A 15,693-nucleotide genomic window follows, 5' to 3' on the forward strand; every position below is an offset into this window, starting at 1 on the left:
TCAGGTTCAGAACGATAACTGTCGCCTAACTCGACCTTCGAGAACTCCCTCATTCCAATTGTCCTGAACGTCAATCGCGGCTGGTGTAAGTAACAGTGGTTTTTTGAAAGAAAAATGACGGGGACAAAGCCCACATCATTCTTACGAAGCATTATAACCCCGAGGTCCGATCGCCGAACCGTGGGGGATTACAATCAGAGGAAGAAATATGTCAGCAAATAACGCGCACATCAAACGGTTACTAGCAACCAAGCAATGCCAAGGTGGCGATCTCCGAGATGCCCAATTAACTCGACTCAATCTAGCGAATGCCGATCTAAGCGGCGCTAAGCTGATGTTTGCTAACCTGAATGGCACCAATCTCAATCAAGCTAATTTAAGCGGGGCCGAACTTAGCTTTGCCAATTTAGTGGCGGCTGATTTAGCCCGTAGCGACCTGAGTGGGATTGATGCTAAAGGGGTGAACCTACTCGACGCTAAACTGAATGAAGCCGAACTCGGAGGGGCCGATTTAGTATTTGCAACTTTGGTCAATTCTCAGCTCCAAAATTCTAATCTCAGCGGTGCTTCTTTAGAGGGAGCAAACTTAATTGGTGCCAACCTGCACACGGCTCAAATGAGTGGCGTCAATCTCGCCGGCGCAAATCTCGGTCACACTCAGTTAATCGGGGCTAATTTATCGAATGCGGATTTAAGTAATGCCCGATTAGTGGAAGCAGATCTCAGCGATGCGAATCTCAGTGGGGTTAACTTGAGAAACGCAAATTTATTAAATGCGAATCTCAATGGTGCCAATTTGACGGGAGCCGATCTCAGTGGCGCAAATTTAGCACAGGCAAAGCTCGATGGTGCGATTGGTTTATACCAAGAAAATCCGGTTTCTGGAATGCGGACTCCCCCGGAGCGTCACCCTTCTTCCGCTCATACGCACCCGAATATGTCTTCTTATGTCAGCGTTCTACATACCAATTCTTCCCTGCATTCGGGTTCCAATCATTTAGGTTTGCCTCGTCCTGGATTACCTTCTTAAGGACAAGGGAGAAAATACACAAAGCCCGGTATAAATACCGGGCTTTTTCCATTATTCGCTTGCCAAGTACCGCCGTGCTAGATGCACGGACGGTAGGAAATTTAAAAAACATCGATCGCACTATCCCGCCGACTCCCTCCACGATGCGAACCTTCGGCATCTTCATCGGTTGCGAGTTGTGCGACAACCTGTGGAATATGATGCTCTTTCAATTGCAACTTTGTTATCGCCTTATCGCTAAGTTCGACAAAATGAACGCTGGCGCAAAATAACAAAGAAGTTAAAACAAAACCAATCTGATATTTATACATCTGACGGTAATTCGAGTGCCTTTCTATTCCTCTCTACAGAGGTTTCCCGAAAGTTCGGGACAATAGAAAAATTTTGCCTAGCGTCCACTACCCCGATGGGGAGCCGTTTCGTCTCCGGATTCTATGCGAGCCGATGATACGCGATCGGACAGCGTGCCAAAGAATTCTTCCGATTTGTGAGATTCAATGTTAAGGAAGTTGACCGCTAGACCGACGAACAATAGGCTGGATAAAACTAAAGAAGTGTAGCTACGTAGCATAAGCAAGTTCCGTATCAGAGCTTTCTATTTCTCTTTACGCAGAGGCGATCGCTCGATCCGTTTAACCCGCCAATAAAAAATAATTATTTGTCAGTTTTCTGGCCGTTTTATTTTTTGTTTATTCTAGAATAATACCCCGATCGATATCTATTTTCAGAGTAATTTATTTGTTTTTAACGGTTAAATTTGCATGAAGCGCTCCGGTTAGCAAATAGGGGGAGATAATCCCAAAGCCGACTTGTAACAGGCGGATTGCGGACGAACATGAGATGAAAGGGTTTCCCCTATTTAACCCTGGGCGAGGAAATCAAACAGACGGTGGGCTAAGGTCAGCTTGCTGCAAGGTTCGATCGCCTGCTGACGTCCGCCCGCCTCGAGTACGATCGCCTGGTTGCGATCGCTGCCAAAGCCGGCGGCGGGCAGATCGATGGGATTAGCCACGATCGCATCTAAATTTTTCCGTTGCAATTTTTCCCGGGCGGGGGTGACGATATCCCCAGTTTGAGCCGCAAACCCGATTAACCGCTGATGGGGTTGCTTGCGGGCGCTCAGTTGTGCGATAATATCCGGAACCGACTCTAACCCTAACGCCTCGGGGAGCGATCGCTTGGGCAACTTCTGGGCACTGTAGCTGTTCGGTTTCACATCTGCCACGGCGGCGGACATGACAATTAAATCCGCATGGGGAAAACACTCTACCATTGCCTGCTGCATTTGTGCTGCAGTGGTAACGGCGATCGCCCGGACTTCCGGAATTCCATCGAGCAATCCGCGATCGAGCGGACCATGTACCAAGGTCACTTCCGCACCGCGATGCAACGCCGCCTGGGCCAATGCCACGCCCATTTTACCCGTCGCTGGATTGCCGATAAACCGCACCGGATCCAAATACTCCCGGGTTCCCCCCCCACTAATCAACACCCGCTGACCGCGTAAATCTCGCTTTCCCTGGGTTTGCAGCAAAGATTCCAAATGTGCTAAAATCCGATCCGGTTCGGCCATGCGACCGGAACCCACGCGATCGCAGGCTAAAATACCCCTGCCCGGTGCCAAACTATGATAGCGATCGTCGGCATGAATCTGACGCCAATTGCGTTGCGTGACCGGCTGATTCCACATATCGGTGTTGGCGGCGGGGGCTAACAACACCGGGCACCTGGAGGCCAAAACCGTATTCGTCAGCAGATTATCTGCCATTCCAGCGGTCAACTTGGCCAGGGTATTCGCCGTCAGCGGGGCGATCGCCAATACCTGCGCCCACTCTCCCAACTCGATATGCAGCGGTCTGTGGTGGGTGGGTTGCCAGAAATCCGCGTCAGTGTAGGCGGGATGACGGCACAGAGTAGCCACAGTGAGGGGGGTAATAAATTGTGCCGCACCGGAAGTGAGAATAGCGCGAACTTCCGCCCCAGCTTTGGCTAGGGCAGAAATCACCTGACAAACTTTATAGGCGGCAATCCCCCCGGTAATGCCAATCAGAATGCGTTGGTTATGGAAGGAGGAAGGGAATGATTCTGGGGGGTTGGGTGGTTTTGATTCTGGATTCATCCTTCCTCCTGACCGCAGTGCGTTTTGTTAAGCTTCGTCGTAAGGCTCGAGATCCAATAAATAAATATACGGTTCCACCAGTTCGGGACGCTGAAAAGCGATCGCCCGCAGCAGATGCCAATCATTCAACCCCTCGAAGGGATCGTTGTAGTCATCTTGCTCCAGACGTAACGCTAGGGTCTCGATTTCCTCTGGCGTCATGGCCGCAATCTGGTGCTGGTCAAACGTTGTGGTTCCCATCGTTGGTGCCTCCATCTTGCAAAACCCCCTGAAAACTCCCGTTATCATTTTGGATGAAACCGAGATAGGAAAGCGGGGCGGGATGTACCTGTTTGCGCAAACCAAGAGCGTGGAATTCCTGCCAAAATCGATGGATTTTTCCGGGTAAGTAGGCGTCGCTCAATTATCTCAGCTTGCGCGGAACGACACAAGGGGAGTGTTTTCCCGGGCAAGCGGTGGGAGGGCGAGCGACAGAGCCGACCACTCGGTGGCAAAGCAATCCCGTTTCGACTTTTGATTGTAACCGATCGCCGCCGATTGTGGCAGAAAACTTAAGGCTTCTCAACATTCGGTTGAACTGCCCCGGACAACACCTCCGCCACAAAGGTTCGCATTTCCTCCACCTGTTCCGGTAGAATTTCATGACCCATCATCAGTTCCCGGTATTCCAGGAAGACGCCGAGTTTGGCGAAGCGATCGCGCGCCTGATGTGCTGCCTTTAGGGGCACGATCGGGTCTAGGGTGCCGTGCATTATCAAGGTGGGGGGCAAGCGATCGCCAGTGGGTTCCGGTTCCCCATGTAAATACCCGCTCATGGACACTAAACCCGCTACGGGCAATTGCAATCCCACATCCAGGGTCATCGCGCCGCCTTGGGAAAACCCACTTAAAATGGTGCGCTCCAACGGCACCCCCGTGCTGCTTTCTAGGGATTTCAGCCAATCATAAAGCCGTTGGCGACTTTCTAACAATCCCCGTTCGTCTTCGCGCTCTAGGTCGTACCACATTTTCCCCCCCGGCACTTGGGGATGGGGAAAGGGCGCATCGGGGAATAAAAATAAGCAGTCGGGAAGATTCAGGGCGGGGGCGAGGGGAGCTAAGTCATGGCAATTGGCTCCCCAGCCGTGTAGCATGACCACCAGACTTGCGGGCGATCGCTCGGTTGTGGGTGGAATGGTGATGGCTTCTAGAGACACCGGGACTGCTCCGTGGAATGTAACTGGCCTTCTCTATTTTAATCGCTTATCGGTGCCCCCCCTGCTGCTTCTTGCAAATTTTGCTGGTTTTGCCCTGGTTCGGTAAAAAAATCCCCTTAACTCTTGACACTTGGCTTTATTTGTGGTAAGCATACCCGGTTCCCATGCCAGGGTGAGTGTGGGGTGGGGTGGGGCACTTCGGCGGTAAGCTGAATGTCTCCGTTGCCATTCACCACCCAGCCTTGGGCTTCCACCAAAGGAGGAGTCGGAGGCGATCGCAACTGCGATCGCTGGGAAGAACGGCGGCGGCGATCGCCTGCCAGTCCCCGGAAAGAAGCGAATCCCAGATCCACCAATGGAGAGTGAGTGCTAAGCGGATCGTTAGGGCTAGGGGGCAAACCGCCGCGCCCGGTGACGTAGAAACTACTGTCCGACTCGGGGCCACAACTGGAAAACACCCACCCCAGGGTATCCACCACTTCCGTGGGCAGAGGAATCAATCCATGACTGGGGTCAATCTCTGGCGTATCCACCCGAACCACGCCATCGATGCCCTGTTGTGAACTGGCGGTAATCTGACCCGGGCGACTCAAGAGTCCGCGAGTGTCAATTTGGATATTACCTCCTTGACCTTGTACCGCATTGGCGCGAATTTTGCTGCTTTCCAGCAGACCGATTAAATCGGTATTGATGGTGATGTTGCCTCCATTGCCGGTGCCGATCGCTTCGGCAGAAATTCGCGAATTTTGCCGCATTCCGATGCGATTACCCACTTGAAGTTCGATGTTTCCGCCCTGACCGGAGGCGGTGGCGGCTAACAGTTCGCCATTGACTAAATAGAGGAGATCCGTGGCGATGTGGAGGTTGCCGGCTTCTCCGGATGCTTGAGAACTTACGGTAATGGTTCCATCATTGAGGGTCAGCGATCGCGCGGTAATGTTCAAATCGCCGGCAGGTCCGCTGTCGAAAGTTTCGGTGAGGAATGCACTGGCGTTTGTCAGTTCCACCGACTCCGAGGCGGCGATCGCCAAATTCCCCCCGCTACCCTCGGCCCAGGTTGAGGTAACGATTCCCGATTCGTTCGTCACACTCAAGCGATCGGTTTGAATCGCTAACCATCCCGCATCTCCCATGCCAAAGGTGGAAGTGAGCAACCCACTCCCATCCCGCAGTTCCACCGACTCCGAGGCAGTAATTTGTAAATTTCCCCCATTTCCCTGCCCCACGCTAGCGGTGGCAATCTCAGCGTTGTTTGTGAGCCTCAAATCCCCGGTGGTAATCGTTAACGACCCGGCATTTCCCGTACTATCGGAGGTGGTCAGGAGGATGGACCCATCGCTCAGGTCCACCGACTCCGAGGCGGTAATGGTTAAATCTCCCCCCGGACCTGCGCCCAAGGTGGAGGTGGCGATCGCCGCGTTATCCCCCAGAAGCAATCGGTTGGTTTCCAACATTAATCCCCCCGCCGCACCGATACCCGCCGTCCCAGTCACTAAAAAGGAGTTATTTAACTCTACCTTGTCCTCGGCGCGCAGCATCAAATTTCCTCCATCCCCTTCGGTTAAGGTACTGGTGGAAACATTGGCTTGGTTGCGGGCGCTGAAGTGACGGGTTTCGATAGTGAGCGAACCGGCATTCCCAGGACCGCTGGTGGCGGTAAACAATCCATCTCGCACTTTAGTCGGGTCGAATGTTCCGGCTTCCACTTCCCTGACCAAATCAAATGTATCGGTGCCGATTAGCTCTACGGACTCGGAGGCGCGGATGGTCAGATTCCCCCCCGCGCCGGTGCCAAAGGATGCAGTGAGAATTAATCCGCTATCGCGCACCATGAGAGTTCCTGTATCTATCCGCAAGTCTCCCGCTGTGCCCGCTCCATGACTGGCGGTATCCAATCGGCTGTAATGTTCGCCGTTGGTGCTAGTACCGCTCACTTCTACCCGCTCTGCCCGAATATTCAGGGTTCCCCCAGGGGCGGCACCAAAGGTGGCTGCACCCACGGAGGCTCCCTGGCGCAGGCTTAAACGTCCGGTGGTCAGGTTCAAGTTGCCGGCAGGTTTCGTGGCTTCGGAATAGGCACTGGCAAATATGCCGCTGTTAAATCGATTGTTGGGGGTGGTTCCGATCAGTTCTAGGGAGTCGGAGGCGGTGATATTTACCGTGCCTCCGCGACCTTCGCCAAAGGTGGAGGCGGCGATCGCGCCTCCTTCTACAACCCGCAGGCTGTCGGCGCTGACGGTAACGTTTCCGGCATCGCCATTGCCAAAGTTATCGGCAAACAGTTGCGAGGCACTCAGTGTGATACGGTTGGCTCTCACATTCAAAGTGCCGCCGGTGCCGCGACCGAAGGTTGCCGTAGAAATATAAGCGCCGTTACTCATTGCCAGGGTTGGGGTTTCCACCCTGAGAGTCCCCGCCTTGCCGGTGGCAAAACTCAGGGCAAATATCCCGCTGGCAATCTCGGCGGGAGTGGTGACGTTGTTTTGAAACAGGTTATCGAGGATTTCTTGATAGCTACCGCCTCCCAGGATTTCCAGGGAGTCGGTGGCGCGAATCGCGAGATTGCCCCCGGTACCGGATCCCAAGGTGGAGGCGGAGATAAAGGAGCGATCGCGCAGTTGCAATTTTTGGGCGCGGATCTCGATGCCGATGCCCGGTTGAGACCCCAGGGTATCGGCAACAATCGTGGAATTGTCGCGCAGGGAAATGCGACTCCCTTGCAGTTGAATGTCTCCACCCCCCTCGCCACTGGCATTCACGGTGGTGTTGGCGAGGGTGATGGGGTGGAAGTGAGTCGGTTGTGGCGGGGTGGCGGTGGTGGGGGAGAGGGGAGAAAAGCCCTCGCCTAGGGAGTGGAGGCGAATTTGTCCCCCAGGGGCGTTTAATTCGCTGTGGGCGATGGCGATGTCAGCGCCGACGAAGGAAAGGGTTTCGCCGGGGGGAACCTGGAGGATTGCCCCGTTAACGGCGACGGATTCCGGGTTTGGCCCGAGTTGCAATCCCAGGGGGACGCTGATGGTGAGCAATGGGGGAGTGTCCCTGGGTGTGGCGCTAAATTGGGTGCGATCGGCAAAGGCGATCGCCTCGGCACTACTGGCAAAAAAGGAGCCGCCGACGTTGAGCCTGGCATGCGGACCGAAGATGATTCCCGCCGGGTTTAATAAGAATAGGTTCGCGGTACCGTTGGTTTGCAGCAAACCGTCGATTTGCGATCGGGTTCCTCCGGTGATGCGAGTGAAGATATTGTGAATGGCGGGTGCGTTGTCGAAGTACGCCACTCCCCCGGTGGGCACGTTAAATTCCCGAAAGCTATGAAATAAGTTACCCCCAGCTTCCGTGCCCCCGGTGATGACTCGGGTCTGCCCCTCTGGCGTCACGATGGAGTTGACGGGAAGAGTGGCATCCGGGACAATTTGCCCGATCGCCGCTTTGGATAGTAATCCCCATGAAAGTGACACCAGACACAGGGCGCGCCATGCCTTTTTCTGCTTCAGGCTACAGGGATGGAAACCACGACGACAAGGGTGCATACAATTGGCAAAAAGGGGTCAACCCCTACTATATCACGGCAGATTGGCGATCGCTGTTTTGGCAGCGCGCCACTGGTTTTCCGCTTCCGGGGGCAAATCCGCTCGCGGCATTGCCATCTTTGCCCCTCAAGGGTTAACCTTATTGTGAGAAAAATGCATTTTGTATAAACTCGAGATATCGTATGCGGATAAAAAATTCCCAAGCGAATGAGGGGGTTTAGCACAAAAAGAGACTCGCGCCAAAATAGCGAGCGAGAAGTTCCTACTCTAGTATAGAATGCGACAAAACCTGCATTCGGATAAGCGCCACCGCCAAAAGGGGAGGGGGGTGGCGTCAGCGGGGGGAAATCCAAAAGAAATCTTACATTCTGCAGAAAAAGCAAATGAAGCATTATTCTAGTAAAGGCAAATTTGCAATCTCTGAAAGGAAGAGGGATTTATGGCGCGTTTAGCTCTATTAAGCGTATCGGACAAAACCGGGTTAGTCGAACTCGCGCGGAGTCTAGCAGAGGAATTCGACTTCGAGTTCATCAGCAGTGGTGGTACGGCAAAAGCCTTGCAAGACGCGGGTTTAGCCGTCACCAAAGTGTCCGACTACACCGGATCCCCGGAGATTTTGGGCGGACGGGTGAAAACCCTGCATCCGCGAATTCATGGGGGAATTCTGGCGCGGCGGGAGGTGTCGGAGGATGTGGAAGATATGGACAACAACAACATTCGCCCCATCGATTTAGTGGTGGTGAACCTCTACCCCTTCGAGCAAACCATCGTCAAAGCGGATGTCACCTTACCGCAAGCGATCGAAAATATCGACATCGGCGGTCCAACCCTGCTGAGGGCGGCGGCGAAAAACTATGGCTATTTAACCGTACTGTGTAACCCGGCGCAATACGATGCCTATTTGCAGGAGTTGCGCGACAATCAGGGCAACCCTTCCCCCGATTTTCGCCAGGGTTGTGCGGTAGAAGCATTCTGGCATACCGCCACCTACGACCACGCGATCGCCACTTATCTGGGGAATCAACCGTTGGTACACTCCCCGGAAAGCTCCCCGATGCCCGCCAAATTTGGCCTCAGCGGCGAGCAAGTACAAGCCCTGCGCTACGGCGAAAATCCCCATCAATCGGCGGCGTGGTATCAAGTGGGGGCCAATCCCAGCGGGTGGTCCGGGGCGACAAAACTGCAAGGCAAAGAACTCAGTTACAATAACTTGGTGGATTTAGAAGCCGCGCGCAGTTTGATTGCTGAATTTATCGGTCCCGATGCGCCCCCCGCCGCCGCCGTACTCAAACATACCAATCCCTGCGGGATGGCATTGGGAAGCACGTTAGTGGAAGCGTATCAAAAGGCATTTGCGGCGGATTCGGTTTCCGCATTTGGCGGTATTGTCGCCCTCAATCGTCCGATTGATGCCGCCACTGCATCGGAAATGAAAAAGACGTTTTTAGAGTGTATTGTGGCACCGGATTGCGAACCGGAAGCGCGCGAAGTGCTTCAGAAAAAGTCGAATTTGCGGGTGTTAACCTTGGCAGATTTAACCCGTGGGCCGCAGCATACGGTGAAGGCGATCGCCGGTGGTTTTTTGGTCCAAGAAAACGATACCCTGATGCAACTCCCCGATGATTGGGAAATCGTCACCGAAAAGCAACCGACGGAGAGTGAATTAGAAGAATTGCTGTTTGCTTGGAAAGTGGTCAAACATGTGAAATCCAATGCGATTGTAGTGACGCGCGATCGCGTTACCGTCGGCGTCGGCGCAGGTCAAATGAATCGGGTGGGTGCGGCTAAAATTGCTCTAGAACAAGCCGGTGAAAAAACCCAGGGTGCCGTGTTGGCATCGGATGCGTTTTTCCCCTTCGATGATTCAGTGAGAACTGCTGCTGCTGCAGGAATTGTGGCGATCGTCCAACCGGGCGGAAGCAAGCGCGATCGCGACTCCATCAACGCCGCTAACGAACTCGGCATCGCAATGGCATTTACCGGCAAACGCCACTTCTGGCACTAAGCGCATCCCCTCTCCGTCGCTTGATTTTCACCCATAGTGCCTTTTTTCAAGGCCATCGGTTAGGGTGGGCACTACCCACCCTACATCTGTCCCGGTGAGGGTAAAATCGGATAAACCATCGTCCGCTCAACCCCAATTTACTGCTAAAGGAAACCACAGATGATGCCCAATCCTCAAACTGTCTCCACTGCAAAAACCACAGATTCTTCCCCGACAACCGCTCATCCCGCTGAGTACCGATCCACCCTTCCCGATGAGTGGAAAAAATGGATTGCAATTAACAAAATGCGAAACCTTTCCGACGGCCAACTGGTTCAGATTTTAGTCGAACATGGTATCGATATTCGCATCGCTGTGGCGGAAGTGCAGGCAGTTTCGGCGAATCCTTATTTCCAAGTTGCCCGAGAATTACTCGCGGAACAAGCGCAACAATTACAATCTCATATCGATTATTATGCTACTCACGCCCACAAACTGGAAATTCAGCTCGGGATTTATCGAGAACTGGAAAAACTCTCGCCGAATTTTGGCAAAATAGAACGCCGCACCAAAATCTCCCGAGGGGAGTTTTTTGAAAAATACTATGCCACCAATACCCCGGTGATTTTTACCGATTTGATGGAGAATTGGAAAGCCCTTTCTCTCTGGACGCCAGAGTATCTCAAGCAAAAATACGGTTCGGTGATGGTGGAGGTGCAGTTCAACCGCGAATCTAACCCGCTATTCGAACGGGAAAAAGAAAAGCACAAGCAGATGATGCGGTTCGCTGACTATACGGATTTGGTGGTGAATGGCGGTCCGACAAATGACTATTATATGGTTCCGTATAATGGCAATTTGCACAAAGGAGAGTTGCAAGGACTTTATCGGGATATCGAAATTTTTTCGGAATATCTCGACCCCAATCAAGCTTTGGGTCAAAGTTTCTTTTGGTTCGGTCCGCAAGGTACCATTACTCCCCTGCACCACGACCCGGGCAATATCTTGCTGGCACAGGTTTATGGTTGCAAGCGGTTGCGATTGATTTCTCCCAATCAAAAGCATTTGGTTTACAATCAGGTGGGAGTTTACAGTGAAGTGGATTTAGAAAATCCCGATTATGAAAAATATCCTCGGTTTAAAGAAGTGGATGTGATTGATGAAATATTACATCCCGGAGAAGTGATTTTTATACCAATCGGCTGGTGGCATCATGTGAATTCTCTGGATATCGCCATCTCTGTGTCGTTTACTAATTTTTGGTTTCCCAATCATTATCAAGTGGAGTAATACCTTCTGCTTTTTTTTAGTAAAAGTGCAGGTTCATCCTCGGGCAAGGCGTTCCCAGCTCATGCTGGGAACGAGTTAAAAACAAGCCAAAAAATTGACGCTTGCTATCAGCAAATCAACGGATACAATAAAGGGTGAAAATACATTGAGTCAATCGGGACAAATGGGAAGTACATCGAGTAAAGTTTTTCAGGTGATGCTCTTATTAAAAGGGGGTCATCAGTGCGAATTTTCTTTAAATGCAGATGCGCCGCTGCTGCGGGAGTTGTTTGCGGCGCTGAGAAATCCAAGGGGGAATGAGGGGCAAAAACTGTTTCGAGTGCCGATGGAGTCGGGGAAAAGCTGTTTGTATTTCCCGGGGGAATCGTTAGTGGCGATCGCGACGGATCCGCCCGTACCGCGAGAGGCGATCGCGGTGGAGAAGCGATCGCCATCCGCCACGAACCACAGCAAAACCGTGCAACAACTAGAATGGCAATTAGAAATTTATCGTCAACTCGAAAAACTGTCGCCAAATCATGGTAAAATAGAGCGAATAACAAAAATTCCGCGAGCGGAGTTTTTAGAAAAATACTATGCTACGAATACCCCGGTGATTTTTACGGATTTGATGCACAACTGGCCCGCTTTGTCTTTGTGGACGCCAGAATATTTTCGGGAAAAATACGGCGATGCAATGGTAGGGGTACAAGTCAATCGCGAATCGAATCCGGACTACGAAATTGAGCGCGATAAACACCAGGTAATGATGTCCCTTGGCACCTTTGTGGATAAAGTCATCAATGGTGGGGAAACCAATGACTATTACATCGGCGCTTATAACGGCACCTTTCATCGACCAAAAATGCAGGGACTTTTTGCCGATATGGAGATGTTTTCGGAGTATTTAGAGGTCAAACCCGACCCGGCTCAAATGACCTTTTGGTTCGGTCCTGCGGGCACCATTACGCCGCTGCATTTTGATTCTCTCAATACCTTTTTGTGTCAAGTGTACGGACGCAAGCGAATCAAGCTGATTTCTCCGAATCACAAACATTTGCTTTACAATCGCGGGCGCTATCACAGTTACATTGACTTAGAAAATCCAGATTACGAGCAATTCCCGCTGCTGGAGAATGTCAATATTATCGAGACAGTATTGGAACCGGGAGAAGTGTTGTTTATGCCCGTGGGATGGTGGCATCATGTGAAGGCGTTGGATATTGCAGTTTCGGTTTCGCTGATGAATTTTGTGTTTCCTAACGAGTACGAGTAAATCCAGAGACAATGGCAGGTTATGGAGGAGGAAAAAGGTGATAGAAACTGAGTCGAAAACGGTGCAGGTGATGCTGTTAATGGTGGGAGGGCATCAGTGCGAATTCTCCCTTGCAGCAGATGCGCCACTGTTGCGGGAGCTATTCCAAGCGCTGATAAATCCCCGGGAAAACCGCGATCGCCTGTTTGAAATTCCGATGGGGGATGAAGATAATTCGACGGTTTACATTGTCGGTCAATCCCTAGTGGCGATCGCCACCGATCCGGCGATCGAACTGCAACCGATGCAGGTGACAAATGCGGCAGAAACGATGGCGCAATCTGCATCGGTTTCTCCAGTGCAGGTGATTGAATCGCGGGTGGTACAACTGGATGATTTTCTGCCACACGGGGAGTATCAGCGCCTTTTAGAAACCTGTTTGCCCCAGTCTTCCGGGATGGAAATTAGTGGGGTGCAGCTTCCGACGCCGGATTCTTTTGCGCCGTTTCGAGAACTGATTTTAAATCGGGTGGGCGCGGTGCTTCCGGATGTTTTGCTGCGCTTAGGAATTCCGGATTTTCCGCTTCCGTTAATTGAGGCGGTGGCGATTCCCGACTCTGAGGGAAAACCCGAACCGATGACCCGGGACGATGGGTCGCCAGAAACGGCGGTCAGAGTGCTGAATTTTGTGTATTATTTCTCTCGAGAACCGAAACCGTTTACCGGGGGTGAATTGCTGATTTACAATAGCAAAATTGAGGGAGAGAGTTTGAATCCGGCGGAGACTTTTCAAACTGTAGAACCGCGCAATAATAGTGTGGTGTTTTTCTTCAGCAGCGACAGTTATGAAGTGTTGCCCGTGAGGGGGAATTCGCCGGCGTTTAGCGATCGCTGTTTTAAGGTGAAGGGGTGGTTGCGGAAAAGTTAAGGAAGCGATCGCGGAAAGTTTGATGCCGGATATGCCGAATTTGAACCGGTGAATGATAGGATTTTCAGAAAGTACCCGCGATCGCGGGTACTTTCTGAGGAATCGCCAGATCTCAGTTCCAGGTTACACTTATCGCAGGTAAATTGATATGACATCCACTTTCGCGCAAACGAATATCCAAACGGTTCACGTGATGCTACTGATTGCGGGAGGACATCAGTGCGAACTCGAACTTCCTGCTAATGCGCCGCTTTTGCGCCAACTCCTCGAAGCGATGGCGCAGGGGTCGCAAAATCCAGAGTCAGGGAGTCGGTTGTTTCAGATTCCAATGGAAGAAGGGGGTGCAACGCTGTACTTTCCCAGCGAATCGATTGTGGCGATCGCCACCGATCCGCCGATTTCTCTGGAGGATTTGTCCCTAACCGCCAATAACGAAGTGGTTTCCGCGCCGCAACCGCAACCGCAACCGCAACCGCAATCCGACAATGGGCAAAATCCGCAGTTAATCTCCTCGCGATATGTGCTGATGGAAAACTTCCTCTCTCCAGCAGACAACCAGCGCCTGCTACAGTATGTGTTGCACAAACAGCCAGAGTTTGAAAGCAGCAAAGTCGGAAGTAACGATCCCACTCATCGTCAATCGAAAATATTATACTATTTTGATGAAGCGTTTGACCAGTTGATAAAAAATCGCATCCGAGATGCTTTCCCCCAAGTGGTGCAACAACTTGGCCTCTCCCTGTTTGAAATCGCGCAAATCGAAGGTCAAATAACCGCTCACAATGACGGGCATTATTATAAGGTTCACAACGACAATGGGGATACCGAAACTGCCACGCGAATTATTAGCTACGTTTACTATTTCCATCGAGAACCGCAGCAGTATAACGGCGGGGCCTTGCGACTGTACGATTCTTGGAAACTTAGCGAGACTTTATATTCTCAGGCGGAATCTTTCACCGACATTCAACCGCGCAACAACAGCATCGTATTTTTCCTCAGCAGCTATTGCCATGAAGTGATGCCCGTCAGTTGCCCCTCGCGAGAGTTTGCGGACAGTCGCTTTACGTTTAACGGTTGGATCCGTTATGCATCTTGATGGATTAGAGTAGAGATGCGCGACAGCGCGTCTCTACAACTCCACCTGTTTTATCCAGGGTTAACGTTAGAAACTGCAAGACTTTCGGGGAAATTCCCATCGAATTTAATCCCTACAATATTTCCCCTAAAATGGCGTCGCTTCACCAATTTAATCCTTTAGATAGAGAAGGATATCGGCCTTTGGATAGATGCAGGGCTGAGAATAAAGGAAGTAGTTTGTTAGTGATTTGATAGTGCAATCTGAGCGCGCCACCCCTCTGCGGGGGCTACTTTCAGGCTAATCATTTGAATTCCAACATCAGGATAACAAAACGACAATAATTTGAGTAAAAGACGATGACACAAAACTCTTCATCAGAATGGATCGATCGCTTGGCGCGGTTTGGGTATGCGGCGAAAGGCATAGTGTATGCCCTTGTGGGAGTGCTGGCGGTGCAGGCGGCATTTACCGGCGGCGGAAAAACCACCGACACCAAAGGCGCGCTACAAACGATAATCAGTCAGCCTTTCGGACAGATTTTACTCACTTTAGTGGCGATCGGATTGTTTGGATACGTGCTGTGGCGCTTCGTAGAGGCGATCGTGGATCCGGAACATCACGGTTCCGATGCCAAAGGCATTGGAAAGCGCATCGGATATGCCATCAGCGGGATTATCTATGGTGCGTTAGCATTGACGGCGGTGGGCATGGTTTCCGGTTCCCAAAGCACTGGAGGCGGTGGCACCTCCACCCAAGGCTGGACGGCCCGCTTGATGTCACAACCCTTTGGGCGCTGGTTGGTGGGCGTTGTGGGCGCGATCGTCGTTGGGGTTGGCTTTTATCATTTCTATAAAGCATTTACGGCCAAGTTCCGCAAAAAGTTAAAAGTGCGAGAAATGAGCCTCAAAGAAGAAAAATGGGCGGTTCGAATCGCGAAATTCGGCTTAGTCGCCCGGGGCGTGGTTTTCGTGATTATCGGCTTTTTCCTCTTGCAAGCTGCCTATCAGTCGGATGCCAGCGAAGCTAGAGGACTTGCAGGGGTACTCGATACCCTGTTGCGGCAGCCCTATGGCCCTTGGTTGATGGGATTGCTGGCACTGGGTCTGGTGGCCTATGGTATCTATATGGGGGTACAAGCTCGCTATCGTCGGATTATAGCCCCGAATATCGATCCGGGAGAAGCGGTGAGTGCGGGGCAATAATAGCGGGGGATTGCCGGGGAAGGGCGGGCGATTGAAATCGCGCCTGGGCAGGCTAAGTCCGCCTACGCGGACTAATAAAAGGCGGGCGATTGAAATCGC

Annotated in this window: 14 protein-coding genes; 8 read left to right on the forward strand and 6 right to left on the reverse strand. The window is 51.9% G+C overall.

Features of this window, described 5'->3' with window-relative positions; all coding sequences use genetic code 11:
- Window positions 1–208 precede the first annotated feature (208 nt).
- Window positions 209–1,030: a pentapeptide repeat-containing protein gene (locus LKK83_RS13640; protein ID WP_324631718.1), complete on the forward strand. Its 822-nt coding sequence runs from the start codon at window positions 209–211 to the stop codon at window positions 1,028–1,030.
- Window positions 1,031–1,131: 101 nt separating this feature from the next.
- On the opposite strand, the gene LKK83_RS13645 is transcribed toward LKK83_RS13640, so the two are convergent.
- The 6 genes from LKK83_RS13645 to LKK83_RS13665 all read right to left on the reverse strand — a co-directional run bounded on the left by LKK83_RS13645 (window position 1,132) and on the right by LKK83_RS13665 (window position 7,803).
- Entirely contained in the window at window positions 1,132–1,341 is a 210-nt protein-coding gene (locus tag LKK83_RS13645; RefSeq protein ID WP_324631719.1) for a hypothetical protein, read from the reverse strand.
- Window positions 1,342–1,418: 77 nt separating this feature from the next.
- On the reverse strand, window positions 1,419–1,601 hold the full coding sequence (gene patX / locus LKK83_RS32015) for a heterocyst-inhibiting protein PatX (RefSeq protein ID WP_442957313.1): 183 nt from the start codon (window positions 1,599–1,601) through the stop codon (window positions 1,419–1,421).
- Between the two features lie 288 nt (window positions 1,602–1,889).
- Window positions 1,890–3,149, reverse strand: coding sequence for a bifunctional phosphopantothenoylcysteine decarboxylase/phosphopantothenate--cysteine ligase CoaBC (coaBC, locus tag LKK83_RS13650; RefSeq protein ID WP_324631720.1), 1,260 nt, complete (start codon window positions 3,147–3,149; stop codon window positions 1,890–1,892).
- A 27-nt stretch (window positions 3,150–3,176) separates the two neighbouring features.
- Window positions 3,177–3,389 (reverse strand): protein IsiD, encoded by a 213-nt coding sequence (gene isiD, locus LKK83_RS13655; RefSeq protein ID WP_324631721.1) that lies wholly within the window; start codon window positions 3,387–3,389, stop codon window positions 3,177–3,179.
- 311 nt (window positions 3,390–3,700) lie between these two features.
- On the reverse strand, window positions 3,701–4,345 hold the full coding sequence (locus LKK83_RS13660; protein WP_324631722.1) for an alpha/beta hydrolase: 645 nt from the start codon (window positions 4,343–4,345) through the stop codon (window positions 3,701–3,703).
- Between the two features lie 116 nt (window positions 4,346–4,461).
- A complete protein-coding gene (locus LKK83_RS13665) occupies window positions 4,462–7,803 on the reverse strand; it encodes a two-partner secretion domain-containing protein (RefSeq protein WP_324631723.1) in 3,342 nt (1,113 codons plus the stop codon).
- Window positions 7,804–7,879: 76 nt separating this feature from the next.
- Here LKK83_RS13665 and LKK83_RS13670 point away from each other — a divergent pair, with 76 nt between their 5' ends.
- The 7 genes from LKK83_RS13670 to LKK83_RS13700 all read left to right on the forward strand — a co-directional run bounded on the left by LKK83_RS13670 (window position 7,880) and on the right by LKK83_RS13700 (window position 15,594).
- The gene (locus LKK83_RS13670) at window positions 7,880–8,023 is read left to right on the forward strand and encodes a hypothetical protein (RefSeq protein ID WP_324631724.1); all 144 of its coding nucleotides are present in this window, start codon (window positions 7,880–7,882) and stop codon (window positions 8,021–8,023) included.
- A gap of 291 nt (window positions 8,024–8,314) precedes the next feature.
- Window positions 8,315–9,880 (forward strand): bifunctional phosphoribosylaminoimidazolecarboxamide formyltransferase/IMP cyclohydrolase, encoded by a 1,566-nt coding sequence (purH, locus tag LKK83_RS13675; RefSeq protein ID WP_324631725.1) that lies wholly within the window; start codon window positions 8,315–8,317, stop codon window positions 9,878–9,880.
- A 159-nt stretch (window positions 9,881–10,039) separates the two neighbouring features.
- Window positions 10,040–11,149, forward strand: a complete 1,110-nt coding sequence (locus LKK83_RS13680; protein ID WP_324631726.1) for a cupin-like domain-containing protein — start codon at window positions 10,040–10,042, stop codon at window positions 11,147–11,149.
- Window positions 11,150–11,345: 196 nt separating this feature from the next.
- Window positions 11,346–12,404: a cupin-like domain-containing protein gene (locus LKK83_RS13685; protein ID WP_324631731.1), complete on the forward strand. Its 1,059-nt coding sequence runs from the start codon at window positions 11,346–11,348 to the stop codon at window positions 12,402–12,404.
- 37 nt (window positions 12,405–12,441) lie between these two features.
- Window positions 12,442–13,311: a 2OG-Fe(II) oxygenase gene (locus LKK83_RS13690; RefSeq protein ID WP_324631727.1), complete on the forward strand. Its 870-nt coding sequence runs from the start codon at window positions 12,442–12,444 to the stop codon at window positions 13,309–13,311.
- Between the two features lie 148 nt (window positions 13,312–13,459).
- Window positions 13,460–14,410 (forward strand): 2OG-Fe(II) oxygenase, encoded by a 951-nt coding sequence (locus tag LKK83_RS13695; RefSeq protein ID WP_324631728.1) that lies wholly within the window; start codon window positions 13,460–13,462, stop codon window positions 14,408–14,410.
- A gap of 338 nt (window positions 14,411–14,748) precedes the next feature.
- Window positions 14,749–15,594 (forward strand): DUF1206 domain-containing protein, encoded by an 846-nt coding sequence (locus LKK83_RS13700; RefSeq protein ID WP_324631729.1) that lies wholly within the window; start codon window positions 14,749–14,751, stop codon window positions 15,592–15,594.
- Window positions 15,595–15,693 lie beyond the last annotated feature (99 nt).

This window comes from Phormidium sp. CCY1219, from assembly GCF_035615515.1.
Classification (GTDB): Bacteria; Cyanobacteriota; Cyanobacteriia; order Cyanobacteriales; family Laspinemataceae; genus CCY1219.

Coding starts and splice junctions, on each gene's coding strand:
- LKK83_RS13700 (WP_324631729.1), top strand. CDS start 14,749: ATGACACAAAACTCTTCATCAGAATGGATCGATCGCTTGGCGCGGTTT.
- LKK83_RS13685 (WP_324631731.1), top strand. CDS start 11,346: ATGCTCTTATTAAAAGGGGGTCATCAGTGCGAATTTTCTTTAAATGCA.
- coaBC (WP_324631720.1), bottom strand. CDS start 3,149: ATGAATCCAGAATCAAAACCACCCAACCCCCCAGAATCATTCCCTTCC.
- LKK83_RS13695 (WP_324631728.1), top strand. CDS start 13,460: ATGACATCCACTTTCGCGCAAACGAATATCCAAACGGTTCACGTGATG.
- LKK83_RS13640 (WP_324631718.1), top strand. CDS start 209: ATGTCAGCAAATAACGCGCACATCAAACGGTTACTAGCAACCAAGCAA.
- LKK83_RS13645 (WP_324631719.1), bottom strand. CDS start 1,341: ATGTATAAATATCAGATTGGTTTTGTTTTAACTTCTTTGTTATTTTGC.
- patX (WP_442957313.1), bottom strand. CDS start 1,601: ATGCTACGTAGCTACACTTCTTTAGTTTTATCCAGCCTATTGTTCGTC.
- LKK83_RS13680 (WP_324631726.1), top strand. CDS start 10,040: ATGATGCCCAATCCTCAAACTGTCTCCACTGCAAAAACCACAGATTCT.
- purH (WP_324631725.1), top strand. CDS start 8,315: ATGGCGCGTTTAGCTCTATTAAGCGTATCGGACAAAACCGGGTTAGTC.
- isiD (WP_324631721.1), bottom strand. CDS start 3,389: ATGGGAACCACAACGTTTGACCAGCACCAGATTGCGGCCATGACGCCA.